Annotated in this window: 17 protein-coding genes; 4 read left to right on the top strand and 13 right to left on the bottom strand. The window is 66.4% G+C overall.

Annotated features, from left to right (window positions below):
• Nucleotides 1-78 precede the first annotated feature (78 nt).
• The 9 genes from EXZ48_RS15785 to EXZ48_RS15745 all read right to left on the bottom strand — a co-directional run bounded on the left by EXZ48_RS15785 (nucleotide 79) and on the right by EXZ48_RS15745 (nucleotide 11,799).
• Entirely contained in the window at nucleotides 79-924 is an 846-nt protein-coding gene (locus EXZ48_RS15785; RefSeq protein WP_050744341.1) for an inositol monophosphatase family protein, read from the bottom strand.
• 117 nt (nucleotides 925-1,041) lie between these two features.
• The gene (locus EXZ48_RS15780) at nucleotides 1,042-2,127 is read right to left on the bottom strand and encodes an ABC transporter substrate-binding protein (RefSeq protein WP_130516918.1); all 1,086 of its coding nucleotides are present in this window, start codon (nucleotides 2,125-2,127) and stop codon (nucleotides 1,042-1,044) included.
• 72 nt (nucleotides 2,128-2,199) lie between these two features.
• Nucleotides 2,200-3,321, bottom strand: coding sequence for an ABC transporter ATP-binding protein (locus EXZ48_RS15775; protein ID WP_023517334.1), 1,122 nt, complete (start codon nucleotides 3,319-3,321; stop codon nucleotides 2,200-2,202).
• Nucleotides 3,321-5,147 (bottom strand): iron ABC transporter permease, encoded by a 1,827-nt coding sequence (locus tag EXZ48_RS15770; protein ID WP_130516916.1) that lies wholly within the window; start codon nucleotides 5,145-5,147, stop codon nucleotides 3,321-3,323. Before EXZ48_RS15770 ends, EXZ48_RS15775 begins: the two co-directional genes overlap by 1 nt.
• 222 nt (nucleotides 5,148-5,369) lie before the next feature.
• Complete coding sequence (locus tag EXZ48_RS15765) at nucleotides 5,370-6,170, bottom strand: inositol monophosphatase family protein (RefSeq protein ID WP_023517449.1); 801 nt, start codon at nucleotides 6,168-6,170, stop codon at nucleotides 5,370-5,372.
• Between the two features lie 111 nt (nucleotides 6,171-6,281).
• Complete coding sequence (locus EXZ48_RS15760) at nucleotides 6,282-7,343, bottom strand: ABC transporter ATP-binding protein (protein WP_050744337.1); 1,062 nt, start codon at nucleotides 7,341-7,343, stop codon at nucleotides 6,282-6,284.
• A complete protein-coding gene (locus EXZ48_RS15755) occupies nucleotides 7,340-9,553 on the bottom strand; it encodes an iron ABC transporter permease (protein WP_130516914.1) in 2,214 nt (737 codons plus the stop codon). The genes EXZ48_RS15760 and EXZ48_RS15755 overlap by 4 nt, the downstream gene beginning before the upstream one ends.
• A gap of 72 nt (nucleotides 9,554-9,625) precedes the next feature.
• The gene (locus EXZ48_RS15750) at nucleotides 9,626-10,654 is read right to left on the bottom strand and encodes an ABC transporter substrate-binding protein (RefSeq protein WP_130516912.1); all 1,029 of its coding nucleotides are present in this window, start codon (nucleotides 10,652-10,654) and stop codon (nucleotides 9,626-9,628) included.
• 122 nt (nucleotides 10,655-10,776) lie between these two features.
• The gene (locus tag EXZ48_RS15745; RefSeq protein WP_245462119.1) at nucleotides 10,777-11,799 is read right to left on the bottom strand and encodes an ABC transporter substrate-binding protein; all 1,023 of its coding nucleotides are present in this window, start codon (nucleotides 11,797-11,799) and stop codon (nucleotides 10,777-10,779) included.
• Between the two features lie 233 nt (nucleotides 11,800-12,032).
• On the opposite strand from EXZ48_RS15745, the gene EXZ48_RS15740 reads away from it, so the two are divergent.
• Both EXZ48_RS15740 and EXZ48_RS15735 read left to right on the top strand, forming a co-directional pair.
• The gene (locus EXZ48_RS15740; protein WP_130516910.1) at nucleotides 12,033-12,773 is read left to right on the top strand and encodes a response regulator; all 741 of its coding nucleotides are present in this window, start codon (nucleotides 12,033-12,035) and stop codon (nucleotides 12,771-12,773) included.
• On the top strand, nucleotides 12,770-14,872 hold the full coding sequence (locus EXZ48_RS15735; protein WP_130516908.1) for an ATP-binding protein: 2,103 nt from the start codon (nucleotides 12,770-12,772) through the stop codon (nucleotides 14,870-14,872). The genes EXZ48_RS15740 and EXZ48_RS15735 overlap by 4 nt, the downstream gene beginning before the upstream one ends.
• A gap of 14 nt (nucleotides 14,873-14,886) precedes the next feature.
• Here the strand turns inward: EXZ48_RS15735 and EXZ48_RS15730 are convergent, their stop codons facing one another.
• The 4 genes from EXZ48_RS15730 to EXZ48_RS15715 all read right to left on the bottom strand — a co-directional run bounded on the left by EXZ48_RS15730 (nucleotide 14,887) and on the right by EXZ48_RS15715 (nucleotide 19,207).
• Nucleotides 14,887-15,900: an acyltransferase gene (locus EXZ48_RS15730; RefSeq protein WP_130516947.1), complete on the bottom strand. Its 1,014-nt coding sequence runs from the start codon at nucleotides 15,898-15,900 to the stop codon at nucleotides 14,887-14,889.
• 17 nt (nucleotides 15,901-15,917) lie between these two features.
• A complete protein-coding gene (locus tag EXZ48_RS15725; protein ID WP_130516906.1) occupies nucleotides 15,918-17,195 on the bottom strand; it encodes an O-antigen ligase in 1,278 nt (425 codons plus the stop codon).
• A gap of 7 nt (nucleotides 17,196-17,202) precedes the next feature.
• Nucleotides 17,203-18,426, bottom strand: coding sequence for a polysaccharide biosynthesis/export family protein (locus tag EXZ48_RS15720; protein WP_305850469.1), 1,224 nt, complete (start codon nucleotides 18,424-18,426; stop codon nucleotides 17,203-17,205).
• A 103-nt stretch (nucleotides 18,427-18,529) separates the two neighbouring features.
• Nucleotides 18,530-19,207: a sugar transferase gene (locus EXZ48_RS15715; protein WP_130516902.1), complete on the bottom strand. Its 678-nt coding sequence runs from the start codon at nucleotides 19,205-19,207 to the stop codon at nucleotides 18,530-18,532.
• Nucleotides 19,208-19,885: 678 nt separating this feature from the next.
• On the opposite strand from EXZ48_RS15715, the gene EXZ48_RS15710 reads away from it, so the two are divergent.
• A complete protein-coding gene (locus EXZ48_RS15710) occupies nucleotides 19,886-20,212 on the top strand; it encodes an exopolysaccharide production repressor protein (protein ID WP_305850463.1) in 327 nt (108 codons plus the stop codon).
• A 108-nt stretch (nucleotides 20,213-20,320) separates the two neighbouring features.
• Nucleotides 20,321-21,319: a glycosyltransferase family A protein gene (locus EXZ48_RS15705; RefSeq protein ID WP_130516900.1), complete on the top strand. Its 999-nt coding sequence runs from the start codon at nucleotides 20,321-20,323 to the stop codon at nucleotides 21,317-21,319.
• Nucleotides 21,320-21,340 lie beyond the last annotated feature (21 nt).

The following is a 21,340-nucleotide window of genomic DNA, read 5'->3' as shown; positions in this document are numbered from 1 at the left end:
GATCGACGCCGAAGCCCGGCAGGTTTTCGTAGACGCGGCTGATCGACGGGCGATCGTAATGGCGGGTTTTCTTTTCGGTCATGCGGTTCTCCGATGCTCTTCTTCCGCTGCGGCCAGAAGGTCCGGCCCGGCGAGAAGGGGAATGCCTGTCGCCTCCGACAGGGTGGCGGCGACGCCCGGCGCGGCGGCCAGCACGGCAGCGCCGGCGGTCAGCCCGCCGAGCGACAGGAACGGCCCCGTCACCCCGCCGGCCTCGCGCACGAGAAGGAGACCGGCAAGGCAATCCCAGGAATTCATGTGCAGCTCCGCATAGCCATCGCTGCGCCCGTCCGCAACATAGGCGAGCCCCAGCGCTCCGCAGGCGCCGCGCCGGACGTTGCTGCCCGCCTCATAGAGCGCGTTGAGCGCGCCGATATAGCGGGAGAGCGGCCGGCGGTTCGACCAGCCCATCTCGAAGGAGGTTGCGGTGATGTCGGTCGTGGCGGAAACGTGGATCGGCTTGCCGTTGAGGGTAGCCCCGCGACCGAGGCGGGCGAAATAGACCTCGTCCAGCACGGGGTTGACGATGGCGCCGAGCTGCACCTCGCCGTCCGCAATGAAGGCGATGGCGACGCAGAAATGCGGGATCGCGCGGGCGAAATTGGCCGTGCCGTCGATGGGATCGACCACCCAGGCCTGGCGGCCCGGCTCGCCGCCGCCCTCCTCGCCGAGGAAGCCGTCCTCGGGGAAGGCGTCGGAAATCCGGGCGCGCAGATGATCCTCCACCTGCCCGTCGGTTTCCGTCAGGTAATCCTGCGGGCCCTTCATGCTGATCGCCTGCCCCGTCTGCCGGGCAAAGCCCGCGCGGGCGAGATCCGCCGCCTCGTGGACCAGGTCGTGCAGGAAGGCCTCCCGGCGATCGATCGCCCCGTCGTCAATGCTCATGCGCCCTGTCTTTCCTGCCCTGTTCGTCGTTTTCGGTTCGTCGGTCCCGCCGCAAAGGCGGCAGGCGGGCCGCGGACCGGCCCGCCCGTCTTTCGCTCAGCGCTTGTAGTGGACGCGTCAGAAATCCTGCCAGTCCTGCCGGCTGTCCCAGTCTTCGAGGCCCGTCGCGGGGTCGTAGATCAGCAGCGTTTCAAGATGTTTGCCGATGCCCGACGGCTCGTCGGCGGGCAGGCCCACGCTGCGATTGCTCGACATCTTGCCGTCGTCGGTCTGCGGTGCGATGCCCTCGGCCGTCATGGCGTAGTGGACGAAGAGCTTCGCCGTGTTCGGGCTGTCCGAGCCCTTGACGATGACGCCGACCGTCGGGTTGGCGAAACCGATGATCGGATCCACCCCGGCGCAAAGGCCGAGCGTGAAGCCCTTGCCCGCATTGTCGCGGAACTTGGCGGAGGAGACGAGGCCGATGAAGGGCTCGCTCTGGCCGGGCGCGGCGACGGCCTCGGCGGCGGCGGAATCCGAATCCGTCAGCAGCGGGCCGTTGGCCGCCAGCGCCGCCACGAAGGCTTGCGTCGCGCTGCCGAGGTCGCTTTCCAGCTTCTTGCCGTACTGCTTCTCGTAGGCGGCGGCGATCTTGTCGTCGATGCGGCTGCGCATCTGGTTGAACCAGTCGGTGTAGGACGGCTTGCCGAGCGGGTCCTGCATCGCGACCTTGCCCTTCCACTCCGCCTCGGTGAGCTGCCAGATGTTGGTGATCGGGCACTTATCGTAGAGCTTGGTGTTGTAGGCGAGGAAGTTGGGGCTCGACACGACGAGCAGCGGGTTGTGCGCCTCGGGCGAGATGTCCTTGGCGAGATCCGGCGGCACCCAGTTTTCCACAAAGCCGGCGGGCATCAGCTGGCCGACCACCGCCGAGGGGTCGGAGATGAAGGACACGTCCGTCTGGATGTTGCCCGACTGGGATTCGCGGATGATCGTCTCGAGCTGCGCGGTCGCCTTGGATTTGGCGCCCTCCGCCTTCAACCCGTATTTGGCGTTGAACGCCTCGACCATGTCGACGATCTTGCCGGTGCTGTCATAGACCGACAGCGGCGGCTCCTTCTTTGCCGCCTCGATGAGGGCGTCGAGATTGAACTCTTCCGCCAGCGCCCCGCCGGCCATGCCGAGCACAAGGGCGACACCCGCCAGTAAACCGTATTTCCGCATGTTCTCCTCCTCCAGCTTCGCCCCATCCGTCTCTTCCCATCGGATGGCGCGGGTTTCAGTTTCCGTTTCGGTTCAGGCGGCCTGCGCCAGCGTGTCGTCGGCGCCGGCGAGCCTCAGGCCCGCCGCGTCGAAGACGTGCATGGCCGTCGGCCGTGCGTGTACGAAGACCCGCTCGCCGCCCTTCAGCACCGGGCATTCGGTGGTGGTGGCGAAAAGGGCGCGGCCGTCGACCTTCAGTTCGATGATCCAGCTTCCGCCGGTCGGCAGGATGCCGGTAACCTCGGCCGCATGGCGGAAGCTGTCGCCGGGAACGGCAGCCTCCGAGCGCGCGATCTGCAGGGCCTCGGGCCGAAAGCCCACCGAGCCGACCCCCGCGCTCTCGCCGAGCCGACCGGCGAGCCAATGCGATGCGGCGCGATCCAGCGTATGGCCGGTCGCGGTTTCGAGAATGTTGATCGGCGGACTGCCGACGAATTCGGCGACGAAGCGGTTTGCCGGCCGGTCGTAGATGTCGTTGGGCGTGCCGAGCTGCTGCAACCGGCCCTCGTTCATGACGGCGATGGAGGTGGCGAGCGTCATCGCCTCCCACTGGTCGTGCGTGACGAAGACGATGGTGGTGCGGAAGGCGGCGTGGATGCGCTTCAGTTCGGCGCGCATTTCGAGCCTCAGACGCGCGTCAAGGTTGGACAGCGGCTCGTCGAGCAGCAGCACGCCGGGATTGACCGCCAGCATGCGGGCGAGCGCCACACGCTGCTGCTGGCCGCCGGAGAGCTGCGAGGGATAGCGGTGCCGGTACTTCTCGATATCCAGCGCCTTCATGACCTCGGTGACGCGCGCCTCGCGCTCGGCCTTCGGCATCTTGCGCAGGCGCAGGCCGAAATCCGTGTTGCGCTCGATGGTGAGATGCGGCCAGAGCGCATAGGACTGGAAGACGAGGCCCATGCCGCGCTTTTCCGGGCCGATGAAGGCACCGCGCGCCGGGCTGTCGACGATCTTCCCGCCGACGCCGATCTCGCCGTCGGTCAGGTTCTCCAGCCCCGCGATCATGCGCAGCGTCGTAGTCTTGCCGCAGCCGGAGGGCCCGAGCAGGCACATGAACTCACCGTCCCCGATGTGGAGGTCGAGGTCGCTCACCGCGTTGGGCGAGCCGGCGCCGTAGGATTTCTGCACATGGCTGAGAACGATATCGGGCATCAGTTTCCAAGTCCCTCGGCAAGGTTGGTGCGGGTGAGCCGCTGGGCGAGCACCGTGCCGCCATAGGCAAGGCCGGCGATGATCAGCACCACGGCGTTGGCGGCCTGGGTATAGTTGTAGTCCACGAGGCGCAGCGAGAAGGTCGTCAGCACGTCCGTGGCGGGCACGGCGAGGATGACGAAGAGGCTGAGCCCCTTGATGCCCGAGATGAAGGGCAGGAGGATGCCGGTGACGAGCGAGCCCTTCTGGATCGGGATGACGATTGATGTCATGCGGCGGAACCAGCCGGCGCCGACGATCTGCGCTGCCTCCTCCGGATCCTTGCCGAGCTGCATCATGGCCGAAATGCCGGCGCGGGACGCATAGGGCATCTGGTCCGCCATCAGCGCGAGGATGAGGATCAGCGTCGTGCCGTAGAGGCCGGGGATCGGCCCGCGCTGCACGGCGAAAAGCGAGAGATAGGCCGCGGCAAAGGCGATGCCGGGCACCAGATAGGGCATGAAGGTGACCTGCCGCAGGAAGATCGCCAGCGGCCGGATGGTGGTGCGCACCACGACATAGCCCGTCAGCACGCCGAGGATGCCCGAGCAGATGGAGGCGATACCGACGATCGAAATCGTGTTCCACGCCGCCTGCCAGAGATCGGGGCTGAGCAGGATGCCGGTGCGCATGGCGACCGTCGGCAGGTCCTGGCCGATCCAGTAGTCGAGCGTGAAGTTCGACAGGGCGAAGCTGCCGGGCTGGTGCATGACCGTTGAAAGCGCCAGCGTCAGGAGGGGCATGCCGACCGAGACGACGAAGATGGCGGCGGCAAAGCCGCTGGCCGGCCAGCGCCAGGATTTCAGCCGCGACAGCCGGTTCATCGCGCCCTTGGAGCCGACAGTGACGAAGCGGCGCGCCTCGCGGGCGAGATGCGCGTCGATCATGATGGCCAGCACGCCGATCAGCATGATGGCGCCGGCGAGCACGCCCGCAACTCCGGTCTGGCGCGAGCCGATGGACCGGTAGAGCGAGGTCGCCAGCACGTCGAACTTCACCGGCAGGCCGAGCACATAGGGCACGCCGAACTCGCCGAGGCATTTGGCGAAGATGAGCAGCACGGCCGACAGCAGCGCGGGGCGCATCAGCGGCAGGATGATCTGCAGGGCGACCACCCGGCCCGGCGCACCGAGAATGCGCGCGCTGTCCTCCAGCTGGCTGTCGAAGCGGCGCAGCGCAGAGCCGAACAGCAGGATGACGAAGGGCGTGTAGTGCAGCGCGAGGATGATGGTGATCGGCACCTGGCCATAGGCGAGCCAGTCTGGCGGCGTCAGGCCCACCGCCTCGAACCAGCCCGGCTGGCCGCCGACGGTGCGGTTCTTGAACAGCGTGGTCCAGGCGAGCGCGAAGGTCCAGGCCGGCAGCATGTAGGGCACGATGAGGGCGGTGGCGAACCAGCGGCGGCCGAACATGTCGGTGCGCGCGATCAGCCAGGCGAGAATACCGCCCACCGACAGCGAGATGGCAATGGCGCCGAAGGCCACCTTCAGCGTGTTGAGGAGCGGTTCCCAGAAGAGATCGTGCGCGACCGGCGAAGCGAAGGCGCGGTAGAGGTAGTAGGTGGTGAAGCTGCCCGTTTCGCCTGCCGTGCGCCGCTCGTCACCGAACTGCACGGTCGCCGCGTCCGCAAGGATCGACAGGATCGGCACGACGATGAGATAGGCGAACAGCGCCGCCATCAGGACGGCGATGACAGTCGTCGGCTCGCGCAGCGCCAGCCGCAACCGGTAGCGCCAGCGCGCGCCGCCAACGGGCGCCGGCGCTACAGTCGCATCAGAGGCGGCCATGAAGCCCGCCTTGTGCGCTGCGGCACGTTTTTCCAACAGTGTTCGCAAAGCCGTGCAATGTTTCCTCCCCTGCCCGCTTTCGCCGGCCACCGCACCGAATTTGACCAAACCGGGAATGTTTCCTCCCATCCCGATTGGTCATTGGGTGCAGTCAATCACTGAGGGTCGGTGTTTGTCAATATAATATTGCACAGCCGTGCATTGATGCGCAAAGCCGGCCTGCTAGGTGAGTCCGGCCAGCCTTTCGAGGTCGGCGCGGGCGCCCGGGCCGGCGGCGACGACCGGTCCACCCCTGGTCAATTGCTCGCCCTCCACCGGGAAGGGATGATGCCAGCCGCCGGCCTCCTTCACGAGGCAATAGCCGGCAAGGCAATCCCAGGCGTGCATGTAGGGCTCGTAGTAGCCGACGAGCCGGCCGGCCGCGACATAGGCGAGCATCAGCGCACCGGAGCCGTTGCGGATGAAGGTGCCGCCTGCCTGCAGCAGCCGGCGGATGATGTCGGCCATGGCGTCCGGCGTCACATGGCTGTTGGCGCCGATGCCGGTCATGGCGTTGCGCACGTTGCGGGTGGGATCCAGCGTCAGGACCTTGCCGTTGAGCTTGGCGCCCCGGCCGGCGGCGGCGGCATAGAGCTCGTTGTGGCAGGGCGCGCCGATGACGCCGATGACGGGCTCATTGTCGTGCAGCACGGCGATCGAGACGCACCAGGTCGGCATGCCGCTGACGAAAGGCGCGGTGCCGTCGATGGGATCGACGACCCAGGTGTAGCCGGAGCTGCCGGCCGTGTGGCCGAACTCCTCGCCGAGGAAGCCGTCCCCGGGGAACGTCGCCTCGACCCGCTCGCGGATCAGCTTTTCCACGGTGCGGTCGGCGATGGAGACGACATCTTGCGGGTCGCGCTTTGTCTCGATCACCAGGCTGTCGCGACGGTTGAAATAATCGAGTGCCATGGCTCCCGCCTCCTGGGCGATGGCCTTGGCGAGGACGAAGCGTCTGTCTAGGTCCGTCTCTTGCGACGTCATGCTGTTTTCCTTGGGTAAGCAATTCCAGCAAAAGTGCGAAGCGGTTTTGCGTCCGGAACTGCGTAAAAAAAGACAGAGCGTTTCCGCGATTCGAAGAAAAGCGGACTTGCTCTAGTTGCTGATGAGGGCGATGCCGCGGCCCTTGAAGCCGAGCGTGGCGTCGGAGGCAGCGGGCAGGATGCGGTCGATGGCATGGTCGACGATGAAGAGCGTGCCGACATCGGTCTCCACCTCGTATTCGACATGGTCGCCGAGATAGGCCGAATGCAGGATGCGCCCGGCCAGCCCCTCGCCGCGGCCTTCGGCGAGCGTCACCGCGCCGGGGCGCACGGCAAGGCTGGCAGCGCCCGGCTTCGCCCGGCCGGCGGGCACGCGATGCTTCAGGTTGCCGATGCGGATGTCGGCCTCCGTGCCGTCGATGCCCAGGACCTCGCAGGCGATGACATTCGCCTCGCCCATGAAATCGGCGATGAAGGCGGAGGCGGGGAACTCGTAGAGATCGCGCGGGGCACCGGACTGCGCGATCTCGCCATCCTTCATGACGATGATGCGGTCGGAGACGGCGAGCGCCTCGTCCTGGTCATGCGTGACATAGACGGCGGTGAAGCCGAGGCGCTGCTGAAGTTCGCGGATCTCCGTGCGCACCCGCCGGCGCAGGCGCGCGTCGAGGTTGGAGAGCGGTTCGTCGAGCAGAAGCACCTGCGGCTCCAACACCAGCGCGCGGGCGACGGCGACACGTTGCTGCTGGCCGCCGGAAAGTTCGGCCGGCAGGCGTCCGCCCATGCCCGCGAGGCCGACGAGCGCCAGCCCCTCCTCCGCCTTCTCCCGCGCCTCCTTGCGCGAGAGGCCGGAGGATTCGAGGCCATAGGCGACGTTGTCGAGCGAACTCATATGTGGAAAGAGCGCATAGGACTGGAAGACCATCGAGACGTCGCGCTCGTTGGCCGGCAGCATGGTGACGTCCTTGCCGCCGATGAGGATGCGCCCGGCCGTCGGATGTTCCAGCCCGGCGAGCATGCGCAGCGTCGTCGTCTTGCCGCAGCCGGAAGGGCCGAGCAGGGTGACGAGCGTGCCGGGCTCGATGGTGAGCGAGAGGTCGGGAATGGCGGTGAAGGCGCCGAAGGTCTTCTTCACGTTCTCGAACGTGACGGAGCCGGCTTTCTGGTTGATCATGCGATTTTCTCCTGACGAGAGGGGGCAAGGCCGGCGACGCGGTTCTCACGGCGCAGGCGCCGTTCGCCCACGAGAAGCTGGAAGCCGGTGATGACCGTGATCATCACGACGATCAGCATGGAGGAATAGGCGATCGCCACGCCGTACTCGCCGTTCTCGACGAGGCCGACGATATAGGAGGTCGCCATGTTGTATTCGGCGCTGACAAGGAAGATGACGGCGCTGATCGAGGTGATGGCGCGCACGAAGGAATAGACGAGCGCGGCGGTGATGGCGGGCCGCAGGAGCGGCAGGATGACCTTGCGGATGGTGCGGAAGCTGCCGGCACGCAGCGTCAGCGAGGCCTCGTCCAGGCTCTTGTCGAGCTGGCTCATCGCCGCAATCCCGCCGCGCACGCCGACTGGCATGTTGCGGAAGACGAAGCAGGCGATGAGGATCAGTGCCGAGCCGGTCATCTCCAGCGGGGGCAGGTTGAAGGCCATGATGTAGCTGACGCCGATGACCGTGCCGGGAATGGCAAAGCTCATCATCAGCGCGAACTCGAAGACGTTCTTGCCGGTGAATTTCTGGCGCACGATGATGTAGGCCGTCAGAAGGCCGACGATGGCCGTCAGCGGTGCGGAGATCAGCGCGATCTCCATCGTCGTCCAGAACGAGTTCCAGGCAACGCCCGTCCAGGCGATGCCGCCGTCGAAGCCGATGGAGAAGGCCTTGGCGTAGTGGTCGAGCGTCAGCGAGTTGTCGAGGCCCCAGGTCTTCACGAAGCCGCCGACGAGGATCATGCCGTAGACGACCAGCGTGAACAGGCCCCAGGGGATGACGATGGCATGCACGCCGAGCGACACCCCGCGCGGCAGCGCGATATGCGCCCCGCTGTCGCCCTTGCCCGTCACGGTGGCGAAGTTCTTGCCCGACAGCCAGAAGCGCTGGGCGAGGAAGGCCGAGAGCGTGAAGACGAGCAGGACCGTGGCGAGCACGGCGGCGCGCGATGGGTCGTTCTGCGAGCCGACCACGGCGAAGAAGATCTCCGTCGAGAGCACGCCGTGGCTGCCGCCGAGCACCAGCGGATTGCCGAAATCGGCCATGCTCTCGATGAAGCCGATGAGGAAGGCATTGGCGAGGCCCGGCTTCATCAGGGGCAGCGAGACGCGCCGGAAGGTGCGCCAGCGGTCGGCGCGCAGTGTCGTGGAGGCCTCCTCCATCGACGGGCTGACACCCTCGACGACGCCGATCAGGACGAGGAAGGCGATCGGCGTGAAGGAGAGGACCTGCGCGATCCAGATGCCGGTGAGGCCGTAGAGCCAGCGGCCGGGCTCGATGCCGAAGAGATCGGAAAGCCCCTGTGTGACGACGCCCGCGCGGCCGAAGAGCAGCGTCAGCGCCAGGCCGATGACGAAGGGCGGCGTGATGATCGGCAGGATGGTGAGGAGGCGCAGGCCCTTCTTGTAGGGAAAGCGCGTGCGGGTGGCGACCAGCGCGAAGGCAAGGCCGAGCAGCGTTGAGCCGAGGCCCGTCATGATGGCGAGCCACAGGGTGCGCCAGGCGACGCCGCAGCGCCCGTCACCGATGACGCAGCTGAGGCTCCAGATGCCGGGATCCTGCATGTTGCGGATGAAGCCGTCCGGATTGAACGAGCCGTCGAAATCCTGCACCGAGCCGGCGAACATGCTGCCGATCGGATAGAAGACGAAGACCGCGACGAGGAAGACGAGCAGCGAGATGGCGCTGACGACGAAGGCATCGCCCTTCATCACGCCGCGCTCGGCAAGGCCGAAGGCGAAGAGAAGCACGAAGACGACCGCCGAGAGCACGGCCCCGGCGCCCATCGAGGGCTGGCCGTCCGAAAGCGCGCCGAACAGGCTTTCGCTCACCGTCCATGTCCAGCCGGAAAAGCCGATGGCAAGGCCCTGCAGCGACAGGAAGAGGATGCCGAGCGCGCCCAGAAAGGCGAGGGCTGCACCACGGCGTATCGGATCCGCCATGCTGCGCGCGGCGACCGCGAGAAGAAGAAGAAGCGCGCTACCGGCCAGCCACAGGCGGTCATGCACGGCGATCTGCACGAGGCCAGGCGCGGCCTCGGTGGAAAGAGGGAACCCGGCCAGCCAACCGAACCCGTAGAAGCCGCCGTCGATCCGGTACCAGGGCAGTAGGGTCAAAGCGACCACGCCCAGGATCAGGACCACGTCCAGCCTGCGATTGCCATGTCTCATGGCCGACCTCGCTGTGATTTGTCGTTTCGGGAAGACGGCGCCCGGAGGAGACGGGCGCCGTCCATCAGGCCGTCAGTTGGCGGCCGCGCCGACTTCACGGTCCCAGCGCTCCAGCAGCGCCTTGCGCTTGGCCGGGTCGCCATAGGTCTTGAAGTCGTAGTCGATCAGCTTGATGTCCTCGAAGCGCGGTGCCTCCTTCGGGATTTCGGCGCTCTTGTTGGACGGCAGCTGGAAGGATTTCGCATCCTTCATGCGCGACTGGACTTCCGGGGTCAGCGCCCAGTCGTACCAGACCTTGGCGTTGTCGAGGTTGCGCGCGCCCTTGACGATCGACATGGAGCCGATCTCGTAGCCGGTGCCCTCGCAAGGCGTGATCGACTTGACCGGGAAGCCTTCGGCCGTCTGCGCCACCGCGTCATGCACGAAGACGATGCCGAGCGCCGTCTCGCCGCGGGCCGCCGCCTTGACGGGTGCCGAGCCGGACTTGGTGTATTGCGAGATGTTGTCGTTGAGCTTCTTCAGGTAGTCGAAGGCCGGGTCCTCGCCCATGATCTGCACGAGGGAGGCGAGCGCCGTATAGGCGGTGCCGGAGGAGTTGGGGTTGGCGATCTGGATTTCGCCCTTCAGCTCGGGTGCCAGGAGATCGGCCCAGCAGACCGGCTCCTTGAAACCCTTCGCCTTGAAGATCTCGGTGTTGTAGCCCCAGCCGAGCGCACCGGCATAGATGCCGACCGTCTTGTAGCCAGCGCTTTCGGCCTGTTTCTTCGCCCAGTCGTTGAGTTCGTCGAGCTTCGGCGACTTGTATTCCAGTGTCAGGTTTTCCGAGGCGGCCTGGAGATGCGGATCGCCGGTGCCGCCCCACCAGATGTCGGTCTTCGGGTTGCGGGCCTCGGCGCGCACCTTGGCATAGGTCTCGCCCGAGGACAGGCGCACCATGTTCACCTTGATGTCGCTGTGCGCCTTCTCGAAATCGCCCTTCATCTGCTCGCAGATGACGACGTCGGCCGAGCAGATGAGGTTGAGGTCGCCGGCCGCCTGCGCCGGCAGGGCGGCAAGCGCCGTTCCGGCGAAAAGCATGAGGGAAAGGGTCTTGGTCTTCATTGGGGCATCCTCCTGTTGCCTTGGTATGAATCCTGGCGCGAACGGACATGGCGGGGCCATCGGGCTGCCCGCGGGCGGCTCGTTCGCGTTCTTGTCGATTTGGGTCTGTTTCCGGTCCTCGATCAGTTCGTCGCGGAGAGCACCGCGTCGAACCGTTTGAGCAGCCGATGTCGTTCTTCGGGCGTGCCGAAGGTGGCGAAGTCGTAGTCCACCATCTTGATCAGCGAGATGTCGGGCGCGGCGAGCGGCAGGCTCGCCATGGAATTCGAAGGTACCTGGTTCTGGCCGGCCGCGGCACCCGTCGCCTGGCCTTCCGGGCTCAGCGCGAAATCGACGAAGCGTTTTGCCGCTTCGACATGGCGCGCGCCCCTGACGATGCTGACGGCGCCGATCTCGTAGCCCGTACCTTCGCAGGGCGCGACGATGACCAGCGGGGACCCCGCCTGTTTCTGCGTGACCGCATCGTGCATGAAGGAAATGCCGATCAGCACCTCGCCCCGCGCCGCAGCCTTGACCGGGGCGGAGCCAGACGCCGTGTAGCGCTCGATGTTGCGGTTGAGCGCGGCGAGATAGCGGAAGGCCTCGTCCTCGCCGAAGAGCTGCACCAGCGTCGCCAGTGTCGTGAACGCGGTGCCGGAGGAGTTCGGATTGCCGCTCTGGATACGGCCGCGATAGGCGATGTCCGCCAGGTCCTTCCAGCAGGTCGGCGCCGGCAGCTTCGCCGCGCGCAGCAGGTCGGCATTGTAGGCAAAGCCCAGCGCCCCGGCATAGATGCCGGCCGAGCGGCCGCCGGACATGGCGAAGAAGTTCTGCGCCCAGGGCAGCATGTCGCGCCCATGCGCCGGCTGGTAGGGCTCGAGCAGGTTTTCCGAACCGGCCTGCAGATGCGTGTCACCCGTGCCGCCCCACCAGACGTCTATGGTGGGCGCGTCCTTTTCCGCGCGGATCTGGTTGAGGATGTCGCCGGTGCTCCGGCGCGTCATCGCGATCTCAAGGCCGGTCTCTGCCTCGTAGGCCTTCTGCATGGCGGCACACCACACCTCGTCCACACCGCACAGGACGGTGAGCGAAGGGGCCGTCATGCCGGCCGTGGCGGTCGCCAGCCACAGGGCCACGCCCGCGCCGAAAGCGCTGATGCCTCTCACGATGTTCCTCCCATTTGGAACGCCCTCTCCACTGCCGGACGTTCCAATCTCCGCGTTCAGGATGGCATATCCGCCGCGCACCGCAATCGAAGAATGGTTACCGTTCTTACAATCCCCGGCCGGTGCGCCCTGTCAAAAATGACAAAGGTTACAAATGTGACAAAGCCGCATAATGCGAGCTGCTTTGAACAATCATCCGGGCCTTACTATGATGGGTGCGGGAGGACGGACATGTGTTGAACGAGAGGGTACGGATTCTGATCGTCGAGGACGATCCCGACATGGCGGAGCTCATCTCCGATCTGGTGGAGGCCGAGGGCTGGATACCGGTGACCGCACCATCGGCGGAGGTGGCGGCGGGCGTGCTGGCGCGCGCGAGCGTGCATCTCGTGCTCATCGACCATAACCTGCCCGGCATTTCCGGCAGGGCCTTCGCCCAGCGCCTGCGCGCGCAGACCAGTATCGGCATCGTCATGGTGACGGCGGCGGGCAGCGCCGCCGACCGGGTGCTGGGGCTGGAGACGGCGGCGGACGACTATGTCGTCAAGCCCTTCGAGCCCATCGAGCTGACGGCGCGCATCAAGGCCGTGCTGCGGCGGACGATCCCCACGCTGAAGCCCGAGCGGGACGGCGAGCGTGAGCACGAGCCGGCTTCCCTGAAGCTCGGCGACTGGTCGGTGGATCTGGCGCGCCGCCGCGCCGTCTGCCGCACCGATCCCGGAAAGTCGCTGACCGGCGCCGAATTCGCCCTGCTGGAAATCCTCGCCGAGACGCCGAACATCCCGGTCAGCCGGGCGCATATCCTCGACCGTCTCGGCGCGGAAAGCGACCGCTACATTGACCGCAATGTCGACGTGCTGGTGCTGCGCCTGCGCCGCAAGATCGAGCGCAATCCGGACCTGCCGCGCCATATCAAGACGCGGCGCGGCAAGGGTTATGTGCTCGACACCGACGACACCGAGCTTTCGCCGTGATCAACCGCCCCTTCCTGTCCTCGATCGCCTTCCGCCTGCCCTTTGCGATCGTCTTCATCTGCGTGCTCGTCGTCAGCCTGTCGACCATCGCCATCTATGGCTTGCAGCGGGCGCGCGAGGAGATGGCGACCTATGGCCTGCAGGCCTTTTCCAGCCTCGCCAAGGCCTCGCTGGTCTCGCGACAGGTCTCCGATCTCGTCTCCAGCGCGCCCTTCCTGATGAACGCCACCTCGCCCTACCGGGTTTCCAGCGAAAGCCGCTCGGTGGTCGCGCAGGTCGATGCGCTGCTGCACGCCATGGCGCCGGATAGCGGCCCGGCCGGGATGAAGGGTTTTGCCAGCACCCGCATCGTCGAGCTTCTTGAAACGATCCGCACGCAGACCACGGCACTTGCCGGCGATGCGGACAGCGCCCAGCAGCACAAGGCCGAGGCCGCCGCCGCGCTCGGCGAGATCGCTACCGGCAGCGGCATCGCGGATGCCGATTTCCGCCGGCGGCTGAACGCCATCGTGCAGTCGGCGTCCAATTCCGACAGCCTGTTCCAGCTCGGTGAACTGCGCCGCCGCTATGTGGCCGAAACCGCGCCGCGCATTGCGCGCGCCGCGCCGGACGTGCGGATTTCCGCTGCCGAATTCGCGCCCTACGAGCGCATCTTCGAGGCGCAGACGCGCTATCTTCTCGAAATGTTTTCCATCCGCGCCGCCGTCTCGCGGCTGCATTCCGTGTCCCGCGATCTCTCGCACGCCACCGAAACCCAGAGCGAGGCGGTCGCGCGCAGCCTGAACGACGATCTCGCCTCGACATCCGCCGCGCTGAGCCGCCTGCTCGTCATCGTCGCCTTCGCGGCGCTGCTCGTGCTCGTCATGGCGATCTTCTCCATCCGCTCCGTCATGCGCGTCTCGCGCGGCATCGTTGCGCTGTCCAACGGCATGAATGCGCTGGCGGAAGGGCGCAAGGATGTCGACGCGCCGCGCTACGACGGCACGGAGACCGAGCTGGTGCGGTTGCTGGAGGCCTTCCGGGCCTTCCGGGAAAGCGTCGAGCGCGTCTCGCGGCTGCGGCGCACCGCCGAGGCCGCCGCGCGCACCATCCGCTCCACCTTCCGCACCATGAACGAGGGCATCGCGCTGTTCGATCCGCGCGGCAAGCCGATCACCATGAACCGCCGCGTCATCGAACTGGTCGGCTGGTCGGGCTCGGCGCGCAAATTGCCGGTGCGCAAGTTCGTCGCGCCGATCCCCGAGATCGACCCGGCGCTGCTACCTGCCGAGGGCGAGGCGGGCGCGCTCGGCGACCGCTCCGTGCTGCGCCATCGCTCCGAGGCAGGGCGGGTGACGGAGGTCTCGCTGTCGCGCCAGCCGGATGGCGGCATCGTGCTTTTGGCGCGCGACGTCACCGACATCGACCGGCAGGAGGCGGAGACCGCCAAGATCCAGCGTCTCGACGGCATCATGCGCATGACGCACCAGGTGAGCCACGAGGTCGGCAACATGATCGGCATCATCACCGGCAGCCTCGGCCTCCTGGAGCGCGAGACCGGCTTCAACGACCGGCAGAAGCGCCACCTTGCCCGCATCCGCAAGGCCGCCGACCGGGGCCGGTCGCTGGCCGGCAGCATGCTTTCCATCGGCAGCCAGCAGCCGATCCATCCCGGCGCGGTGGAAATCGGTGCGCTGCTGCGCGGCATGGCGGACGTGCTGGAGATCGCCGTCGGGGAGAAGTGCCGGCTCGTCTTCGACATTGCCGATGGCCTGCCGACGGTGCTGCTCGATGCGGCGCTGTTCGAGCAGTCTGTGCTCAATCTCTGCCTCAACGCCGCCGCTGCCATGCCGTCGGGGGGAACGATCCTCATCCGCTGCCTCGGCGGGGGAGCCGGCGTCGTGGTTTCGGTGGCCGACGAGGGCATCGGCATGTCGCCGGAAGCTGCCGACAAGGCCTTCGAGCCCTATTTCACCACGCGCGACGAGGAAGGCGGCGCCGGCCTTGGCCTTGCCGTGGTCTACGGCTTCGTTCGCCAGAGTGGCGGCGACGCCCGCATCCTCTCGATACAGGGAAAGGGGACGGTGGTGGAGCTCACGTTCCCCGTGCTCCGGGCCTGACGGGACACGAGAGCTTAGCCCTCGGCTGCAACCGCCCGCCGGGCAGCGTCCGTGCGGCGCTTTCCGGAAAACCCGCGCAGCAGCGGGCGCTCGATGAGCCGATAGCCGGCAAGGCCGGAAAGGACGCCGGCGAGGACTGCGGCGATGAAGACGAGCGGCGGCGCCAGGCCGAGCGTGACGCCCGCCTTCGCCACGACCGAGATGGCGAAGGTGTGCCAGAGATAGATCGAATAGGACGCATCGCCGAGAAGCGCCGGTAGTCTCAGATGCGGCACGCCGCCCTCCCGCTCCAGCGCCGCCGTGCCGTAGACCAGCGTGGCCGCGAGCGGCCCACAGGTCCATTCGTCGAAGGGCAGCCGCAGGAGGCCGATCACGGCGAAGCCGGCGAGCGACAGCGTAACGAGCGCGAGGCCCAGCCCCTTGCCCTGCACGCGCCCGGTTAGCCACAGCCGGCCGATCAGCATGCCCGCGACGAATTCCAGGATGATCGGCCGCGTATAGGTGACGAAGAGCGGGTTGTCGCTTGTCACCGTGAGGCCGAGCGTGACAAGGCCGAGGAAGATTGCGGCAACGGCGGCAAGCCTCATGTGCGCCGGCAGCAACAGGCAGGCGGCGAAGACGGCATAGAAGAAGAGCTCGTAGTTGAGCGTCCAGCCCTGGACGAGCAGCGGCCAGATCTCGCCGCTGCTCGGCGAGGGCAAGGGCACGAAGAACAGCGAGGCGAGGAGGTGCTCTGCCGTCAGCGCGAGATTGGGGAAGAGGCCGAGCAGCGCGCCTGCCACCATGGCCCCGGTCGCGAGCCAATAGACGGGCACGATGCGGCGCAGGCGCTCGGCAAGGAAACGGCCGGGCGAGACCGGGCGTCGCGCGACGATCACCCACATGATGAAGCCGCTGATGACGAAGAAGACGTCGACCCCCGCCGCGCCGATCGCCAGCGCATGGCCGCTGCGCTCGCCGGCATGGAAGAAGACGACCGCAAGCGCGGCGAGCGCTCGCAAGTACTGGATGCCGTAGAGCGTTGTCACCGGCCGTGTTTCCTCCGTCATGGGCGGATGGCCCCTTCTGGGCGCAGCGGCAGCCTGACGCGATACACCGGCTGCCGCCTTCGGGCGCGGCGGGCATCGGCCAGCTTGCCGGCGGCGAAATAGAGCAGGAACGAGCCGATATGGTAGGGATTGAGGATGTCGATCTCGACGAAGGTGCGCACCGCCAAAAGCGCCGCCACGGTGAAGAGAACCAGCGCCTCCAGGTCGTGCGCGGCAGAGAGTAGCCGGTGGAGATGGCCGGCGAGTGCGACGAGCAGCACCATCGACAGGAGCAGGCAGCCGATTAGACCGGTCTCCACCGTCGCGGCGATGAAGGTGTTGTGGAAGTGGAAGCCCGAGCGGGTGCCGATGAAGAAGGCGGCCCACAGCCGCTCGGCCTCGGCAAAACCCTGCACCCAGAAGGCCTGGTAGCCGATGCCGACGAAGGGCGCGGCCGCGGCCGTCTCGATGCCCTGCTGCCAGAGATAGGTGCGCCCCGTCAGCGTCGCATCCTTGCCGAAGGCGCCGAGCACCAGCGCATAGCCCCCGCCATAGGCTCCGGCGAGGAGCACGAGCGCGGCGAAGACGGCGAGCACGAGAAACAGGATCTTGCGGTGTGCCGGCGCCAGCCATTCCAGCGCCTTCAGCCCGAGGCAGAGGCCCGCGACGGCGGCGGTCGTCAGCACGGAGGTCGCCGATTGCGAGGCTTTCAGGCAGTAGAGCGCGACCGCCACGCAGACAAGGGCGACGAGCTTCCACGCCCCGCGCTCACCTCCGAGGAAGAGCGCGGCGAAGGCGAAGAGCACGGCGAGCGAGGCATAGAAGCCAAGCTGGTTCTTGGAGGCGAAGGCGCCGACGAAGCTGTAGGTGCCGTCGAGCGGATCGAGATGGTAGACGCCGAAGACGAGCGAGTAACACAAGACGAGCGCCGTGCCGGCAAGGCCGCCGCGCACCAGCGTGCGCGTGTCGACGACGCGCATGGCGATCAGCGCGCAGACGACATGGGAGAGATATTGCACGCCCGCCCGGGTCGTGACGCCTGGCGCCTGCGACCAGAAGACGGACAGGCAGGCGAAAATGGCGAAGGCGAAGATCCAGCCGTAGCGCGCATAGTTCCCGAGCACCCGCCGGTAGTCGACGACGACCAGTGGCAGCCACAGCGCGTAGTAGGCGAGGATCGACACCTGACCGAAGCGGAAGGAATAGGCGAAGACGAAGAAGGACAGCGCGACGGCCGTCGCGGCATAGGCCGTGTTGGCCCCCGGCTCGATCAGGCTTGCCTTGGCGATCCGCATGGCCGGCTCACTGCGTCTTCAGGCTCAGCCCCACCTTGACGATGTCGCCCGGCAGGACCGTCGTCGTCTCGGTGGCGCTGATCTCTTCGGCCTTGCCCTTCACCGTGCGCAGGATCGAATAGGCGATGTTGGCGGAGGAGAGCCCGTCCTTGAAGGCGGCCGCATCGGCCGATTGCATCAGCGCCTCCGACATCAGGCTACGGCTCGTGCCGAGTTTCAGGGCCAGCGTGTCGAGTTCCTGCTCGGTGTTCTGCAACTCCTGGGCAAGCTGCGCATCCCAGTCGTTCGTGAGGTTGGTCTCGTCCTGCGTGGCCTTGTTGATGTCCTGCTTGGCCTTCAGCGAGGCGGTGTCGATGTCGAGCAGGGCGGCTTGCAGGTCGGCCGTGCGCTGCTCCAGCGCCAGCCGCCGGGAGCTGATCGCCAGGCCCTTTTCGGCGAGTGTGTCGACCTTGTCGAGATCGGCCTGGACGAGCTCGAGCTGCCGCGTCTGGGTCTGCGATTTCTTGCCGAGCGCCTCGATCTCGGTGCTGAGCAGGGATTTTAGGTCGGCGAGCGCCGTCAATTGCAGGCGTTGGCGCTTCTCCCGCGAGACCATCAGCGCCGTCTCGCTTTCCATCAGGGCGCGCGCCTCCTCGGCCTCGCCGAGCTCCTTCGGCATGGCGATGCCCTTGGCGTTGTTCATTTCCGCCTGGATGCGGGCGCGGCGGACCAGCAAGCGGTTGCGTTCGGAAAGAAAGACGGCGGCCTCGCCTTCGGAGCGCAGGAAATCCCGCGTGAAGCGCTGGCTGGCATCGGCGCGGCGCAGGCCCCCGCCGAAGCTGACGGCCTTCAGCACCGTCAGCCCCGGTGCATAGGGATAGGCGCCGGGCGTCTGCACCTCGCCGGCGAGATAGACCGGCCGGTATTCGGCGATCTCCACCGAGGCGGACGGACGGTCGCGCAGGCCGAACAGCACCTGCATCTTCTGGCCGATCTCCTCGGCAAGCTCGCCGGTCGTGCGGCCGTCTGCCGGCAACGGGCCGATGAAGGGCACGGAAACCACCCCGTCCGCTCCGATGCTGTAGTCGCCACTGACGGCGCTCCAGTCGCGGATCGCCCCTTCGGCGGTCTGCCATTCGGCAACGCGGATGCGCAGCTTGTCCATCACGCCGAGCCGGTATTCACCGGCCTGTGCACCCGCCGGACCGGCAAGGACGAGAAAAGCAAGGCACAGCGCCGTGCGTGCCTTCATGGGAAACGCGGCCGCGGCGAAAGCCACGTTCGGTGTCTTCGTGTTCATGAGAACCCCTGTCTTCCGGCGCTCCGCAGCCGGGGCCGCGGGCGTTGCTGCCGGATCAATAGCTGCCGCGCGAAAGGCAGACGGCCGGGATGGTGCGGGCGACGATCATGAGATCGCTCACCAGTGACCAGTTGCACACATAGTGCGTATCGAAGGCGACGCGTGCCGCATAGGACACGTCGTTGCGCCCGCTGACCTGCCAGAGGCCCGTAAGGCCGGGGCGGGTCTGGAGATAGTAGATGGCGGAGGCCTCGTAGAGCTCCAGTTCGTCTTCCACCACCGGACGCGGCCCGACGAGGCTCATCTCGCCGCGCAGGATGTTGAAGAGCTGTGGCAGCTCGTCGAGGCTGAGCTTGCGCAGCACGGTGCCGACGACGGTCACGCGCGGATCGTGCTGCAGCTTGCGCGCGTTGCGCCACTCCTCATAGGCGGCCGGGTTGTCCTTCAGGTATTGCTGCAGGATGGCGTCGCCATTTTCCGCCATCGTGCGGAACTTCAGGCAGCGGAAGGTCGTGCCGTTATAGCCGATACGGCGATGGCCGTAGAAGACACTGCCGCCGTCGGAAAGCTTCACCAGCGCCATGATCATCAGGAAGATGGGGCTGATGAGGATGAAGGCGCCAAGCGCCACGAGGATGTCGAAGCTTCGTTTCGATATTCCTCCCACCGGCGGGGCGCCGGTTGCAAACGAACTGAAATACGGCGAACTGGCCGATCGTGTCGCGGACTTCATAGAGAGGGCTCCACTTGGATTTGCGATAGGGTCGGTCCCTTCGGACGCGCCCCGTCATCCAATGCGGACTGTGTGGTCACAGTTTGTTTTTTGAAACGTGAAGTCGGTGTTAGTTGCGGACGCAGTGAATTTAAGAAATACGTTATGTGCTAAATTGAAGTCATTCCGAAGATGGTTCGGTCTATTTTCGTGATGCGCCCGGATATTTCCGTTTTTTATGTCTCAGATATTCAGTAGGATTCTTCATAATCACTTCTTTTGATAAAAATCATGCCAGATAAGTACGAAGCGATTCCGATAATCGACTTTCACAGGTTGAAATTCTCTCAAAATATACACGCGGAATGCCGTTTATTTTGCGATGCAATATTGCTTTTGCAACGCACAGTTTCCGATAAAAAGGCACTGAAACCGTAACAAAATTTGATCCATCGGCATGGCCTTCGCAACTCCGCGGATAGGCTGGAGGTGCGATAACCCGCATGCGGCGCGCAACCGGGCTTGATTGGGGCGAAAACAAGGCGGCGAATCGCAGGCGGTTTGGTTTAACGGAAGCGCAAGGTCGCCGGGCTAGGGTGGAACCGGTGCAGGCGCCTGCGGGTTCTGACCTTTGATTGCACCTCTTGAAGCGGCACATTATAGTGCCGGGCAGCCTGCGAGGAGAAGGCGAATCCAACGATGAAACGCGTACCGGACAAAAAGCGGCGGGACAGCATGGCCTATGCGCCGCGCTTCTTCCTCAGCATGGCCATCGCGCTCGTCGCCTTCGCCGTGGTGAGCTATCTGTCCACCGGTTCGCTCGCCACAACCGCCTGGCAGACGTTCCTCTGCGCCATCCTCATCCAGGTCGGCTACTTCCTCACCACGCTCTTTCTCGTCTGGCGGACGGCGCGGGAGCGCCGGCAGGGAACCGACCCCGGCACGCCGGATGCCGACAAATCCCGCGACGCGGCCAAGAGCAAGGTTCCCGTTTCGATGAACGAGCCCGGCCACTCCAAACCCTGACCCCCGCATGACCCCTGCGGGCCGTTTTTGTGCCCTTTTCCCCTTTCATGCTGCATTGCAGCGCGGGCAGGTACCGCGCCATGGTCCAACGCGTGACGGGGAGTGCTCATGGCCCGGGAAGAAACGGTCTGCGTCATCATTGCCGCGAAGAATGCCGAAAAGACGATCGGGAAGGCCGTCGGCTCGGCTCTTGCGCAGCCGGAAGTGGCCGAAGTCGTGGTGGTCGACGACGGCTCGGACGACCGCACCATGGCGGCGGCCGCCGCCGCGAACGATGCGAGCGGCCGGCTGGATATCCTGGGTTTCGTCCAAAACCGCGGACCCTCGGCGGCCCGCAACCGGGCGATTGCGGTGTCCCGCGCGCCGCTGATCGCCATTCTCGATGCGGACGACATCTTCTTTCCCGGCCGTTTCCGCCAGATGCTCGCCTGCCCGGACTGGGATTTCATCGCTGACAACATCGCCTTCATGGCCGAGACCGAGCCGCTCCGCCAGCCGGCGCAGTTCGCGCCCCGCCCGCGCCGGCTCGATCTCAAGGCCTTCGTGGAGGGCAACATCTCCCGCCGCGGCGCGCCGCGCGGAGAACTCGGTTTCCTGAAGCCGCTCATGCGCCGCGCCTTTCTCGATGCGCACGGGCTGCGCTACCGCGAGGAGATGCGGCTGGGCGAGGACTACGAGCTCTATGTGCGGGCGCTGGCAAACGGCGCGCGCTATACGGTGATCGAGAGCTGTGGCTACGGCGCGCTGGTGCGTGAGAACTCGCTCAGCGGCCGGCACCGCACGGAGGATCTGGCGGCGCTGCATGCAGCGGAGCGGTCGATCCTTGCGGCGGGCGGCGTTTCCCCGGAGGCGCTCGGCGTCATGCGCCGGCACTGCCGCCAGATCGGCGACCGTCATGCCCTGCGCCATTTCCTCGACAGCAGGCGGGAGCGGGGCGTCGGTGCGGCGCTCGCCTATGCCTTCGGCAATCCTGCCACCCTGCCGGCCATTGCCGGCGGCATCCTGCGCGACAAGGCGGAGGCCGCCTACCGGCGTTTGCGCCCACAGCCGCCGGCGCCGGCAGGCCCGCGCTACCTTTTGCCCGCCTCTCCCGCCGAGCCGGCCTGACAGGGCCGGCCCGGCATCGCC

It is taken from the genome of Shinella sp. JR1-6 (assembly GCF_004284735.1).
Lineage (GTDB): Bacteria > Pseudomonadota > Alphaproteobacteria > Rhizobiales > Rhizobiaceae > Shinella.
This window is presented reverse-complemented; position numbering and strand designations above follow the sequence as displayed.

Coding starts and splice junctions, on each gene's coding strand:
- EXZ48_RS15775 (WP_023517334.1), bottom strand. CDS start 3,321: ATGCCCGATATCGTTCTCAGCCATGTGCAGAAATCCTACGGCGCCGGC.
- EXZ48_RS15715 (WP_130516902.1), bottom strand. CDS start 19,207: ATGAAGTCCGCGACACGATCGGCCAGTTCGCCGTATTTCAGTTCGTTT.
- EXZ48_RS15765 (WP_023517449.1), bottom strand. CDS start 6,170: ATGACGTCGCAAGAGACGGACCTAGACAGACGCTTCGTCCTCGCCAAG.
- EXZ48_RS15720 (WP_305850469.1), bottom strand. CDS start 18,426: ATGAAGGCACGCACGGCGCTGTGCCTTGCTTTTCTCGTCCTTGCCGGT.
- EXZ48_RS15710 (WP_305850463.1), top strand. CDS start 19,886: ATGAAACGCGTACCGGACAAAAAGCGGCGGGACAGCATGGCCTATGCG.
- EXZ48_RS15785 (WP_050744341.1), bottom strand. CDS start 924: ATGAGCATTGACGACGGGGCGATCGATCGCCGGGAGGCCTTCCTGCAC.
- EXZ48_RS15750 (WP_130516912.1), bottom strand. CDS start 10,654: ATGAAGACCAAGACCCTTTCCCTCATGCTTTTCGCCGGAACGGCGCTT.
- EXZ48_RS15705 (WP_130516900.1), top strand. CDS start 20,321: ATGGCCCGGGAAGAAACGGTCTGCGTCATCATTGCCGCGAAGAATGCC.
- EXZ48_RS15755 (WP_130516914.1), bottom strand. CDS start 9,553: ATGAGACATGGCAATCGCAGGCTGGACGTGGTCCTGATCCTGGGCGTG.
- EXZ48_RS15760 (WP_050744337.1), bottom strand. CDS start 7,343: ATGATCAACCAGAAAGCCGGCTCCGTCACGTTCGAGAACGTGAAGAAG.
- EXZ48_RS15725 (WP_130516906.1), bottom strand. CDS start 17,195: ATGCGGATCGCCAAGGCAAGCCTGATCGAGCCGGGGGCCAACACGGCC.
- EXZ48_RS15770 (WP_130516916.1), bottom strand. CDS start 5,147: ATGGCCGCCTCTGATGCGACTGTAGCGCCGGCGCCCGTTGGCGGCGCG.
- EXZ48_RS15780 (WP_130516918.1), bottom strand. CDS start 2,127: ATGCGGAAATACGGTTTACTGGCGGGTGTCGCCCTTGTGCTCGGCATG.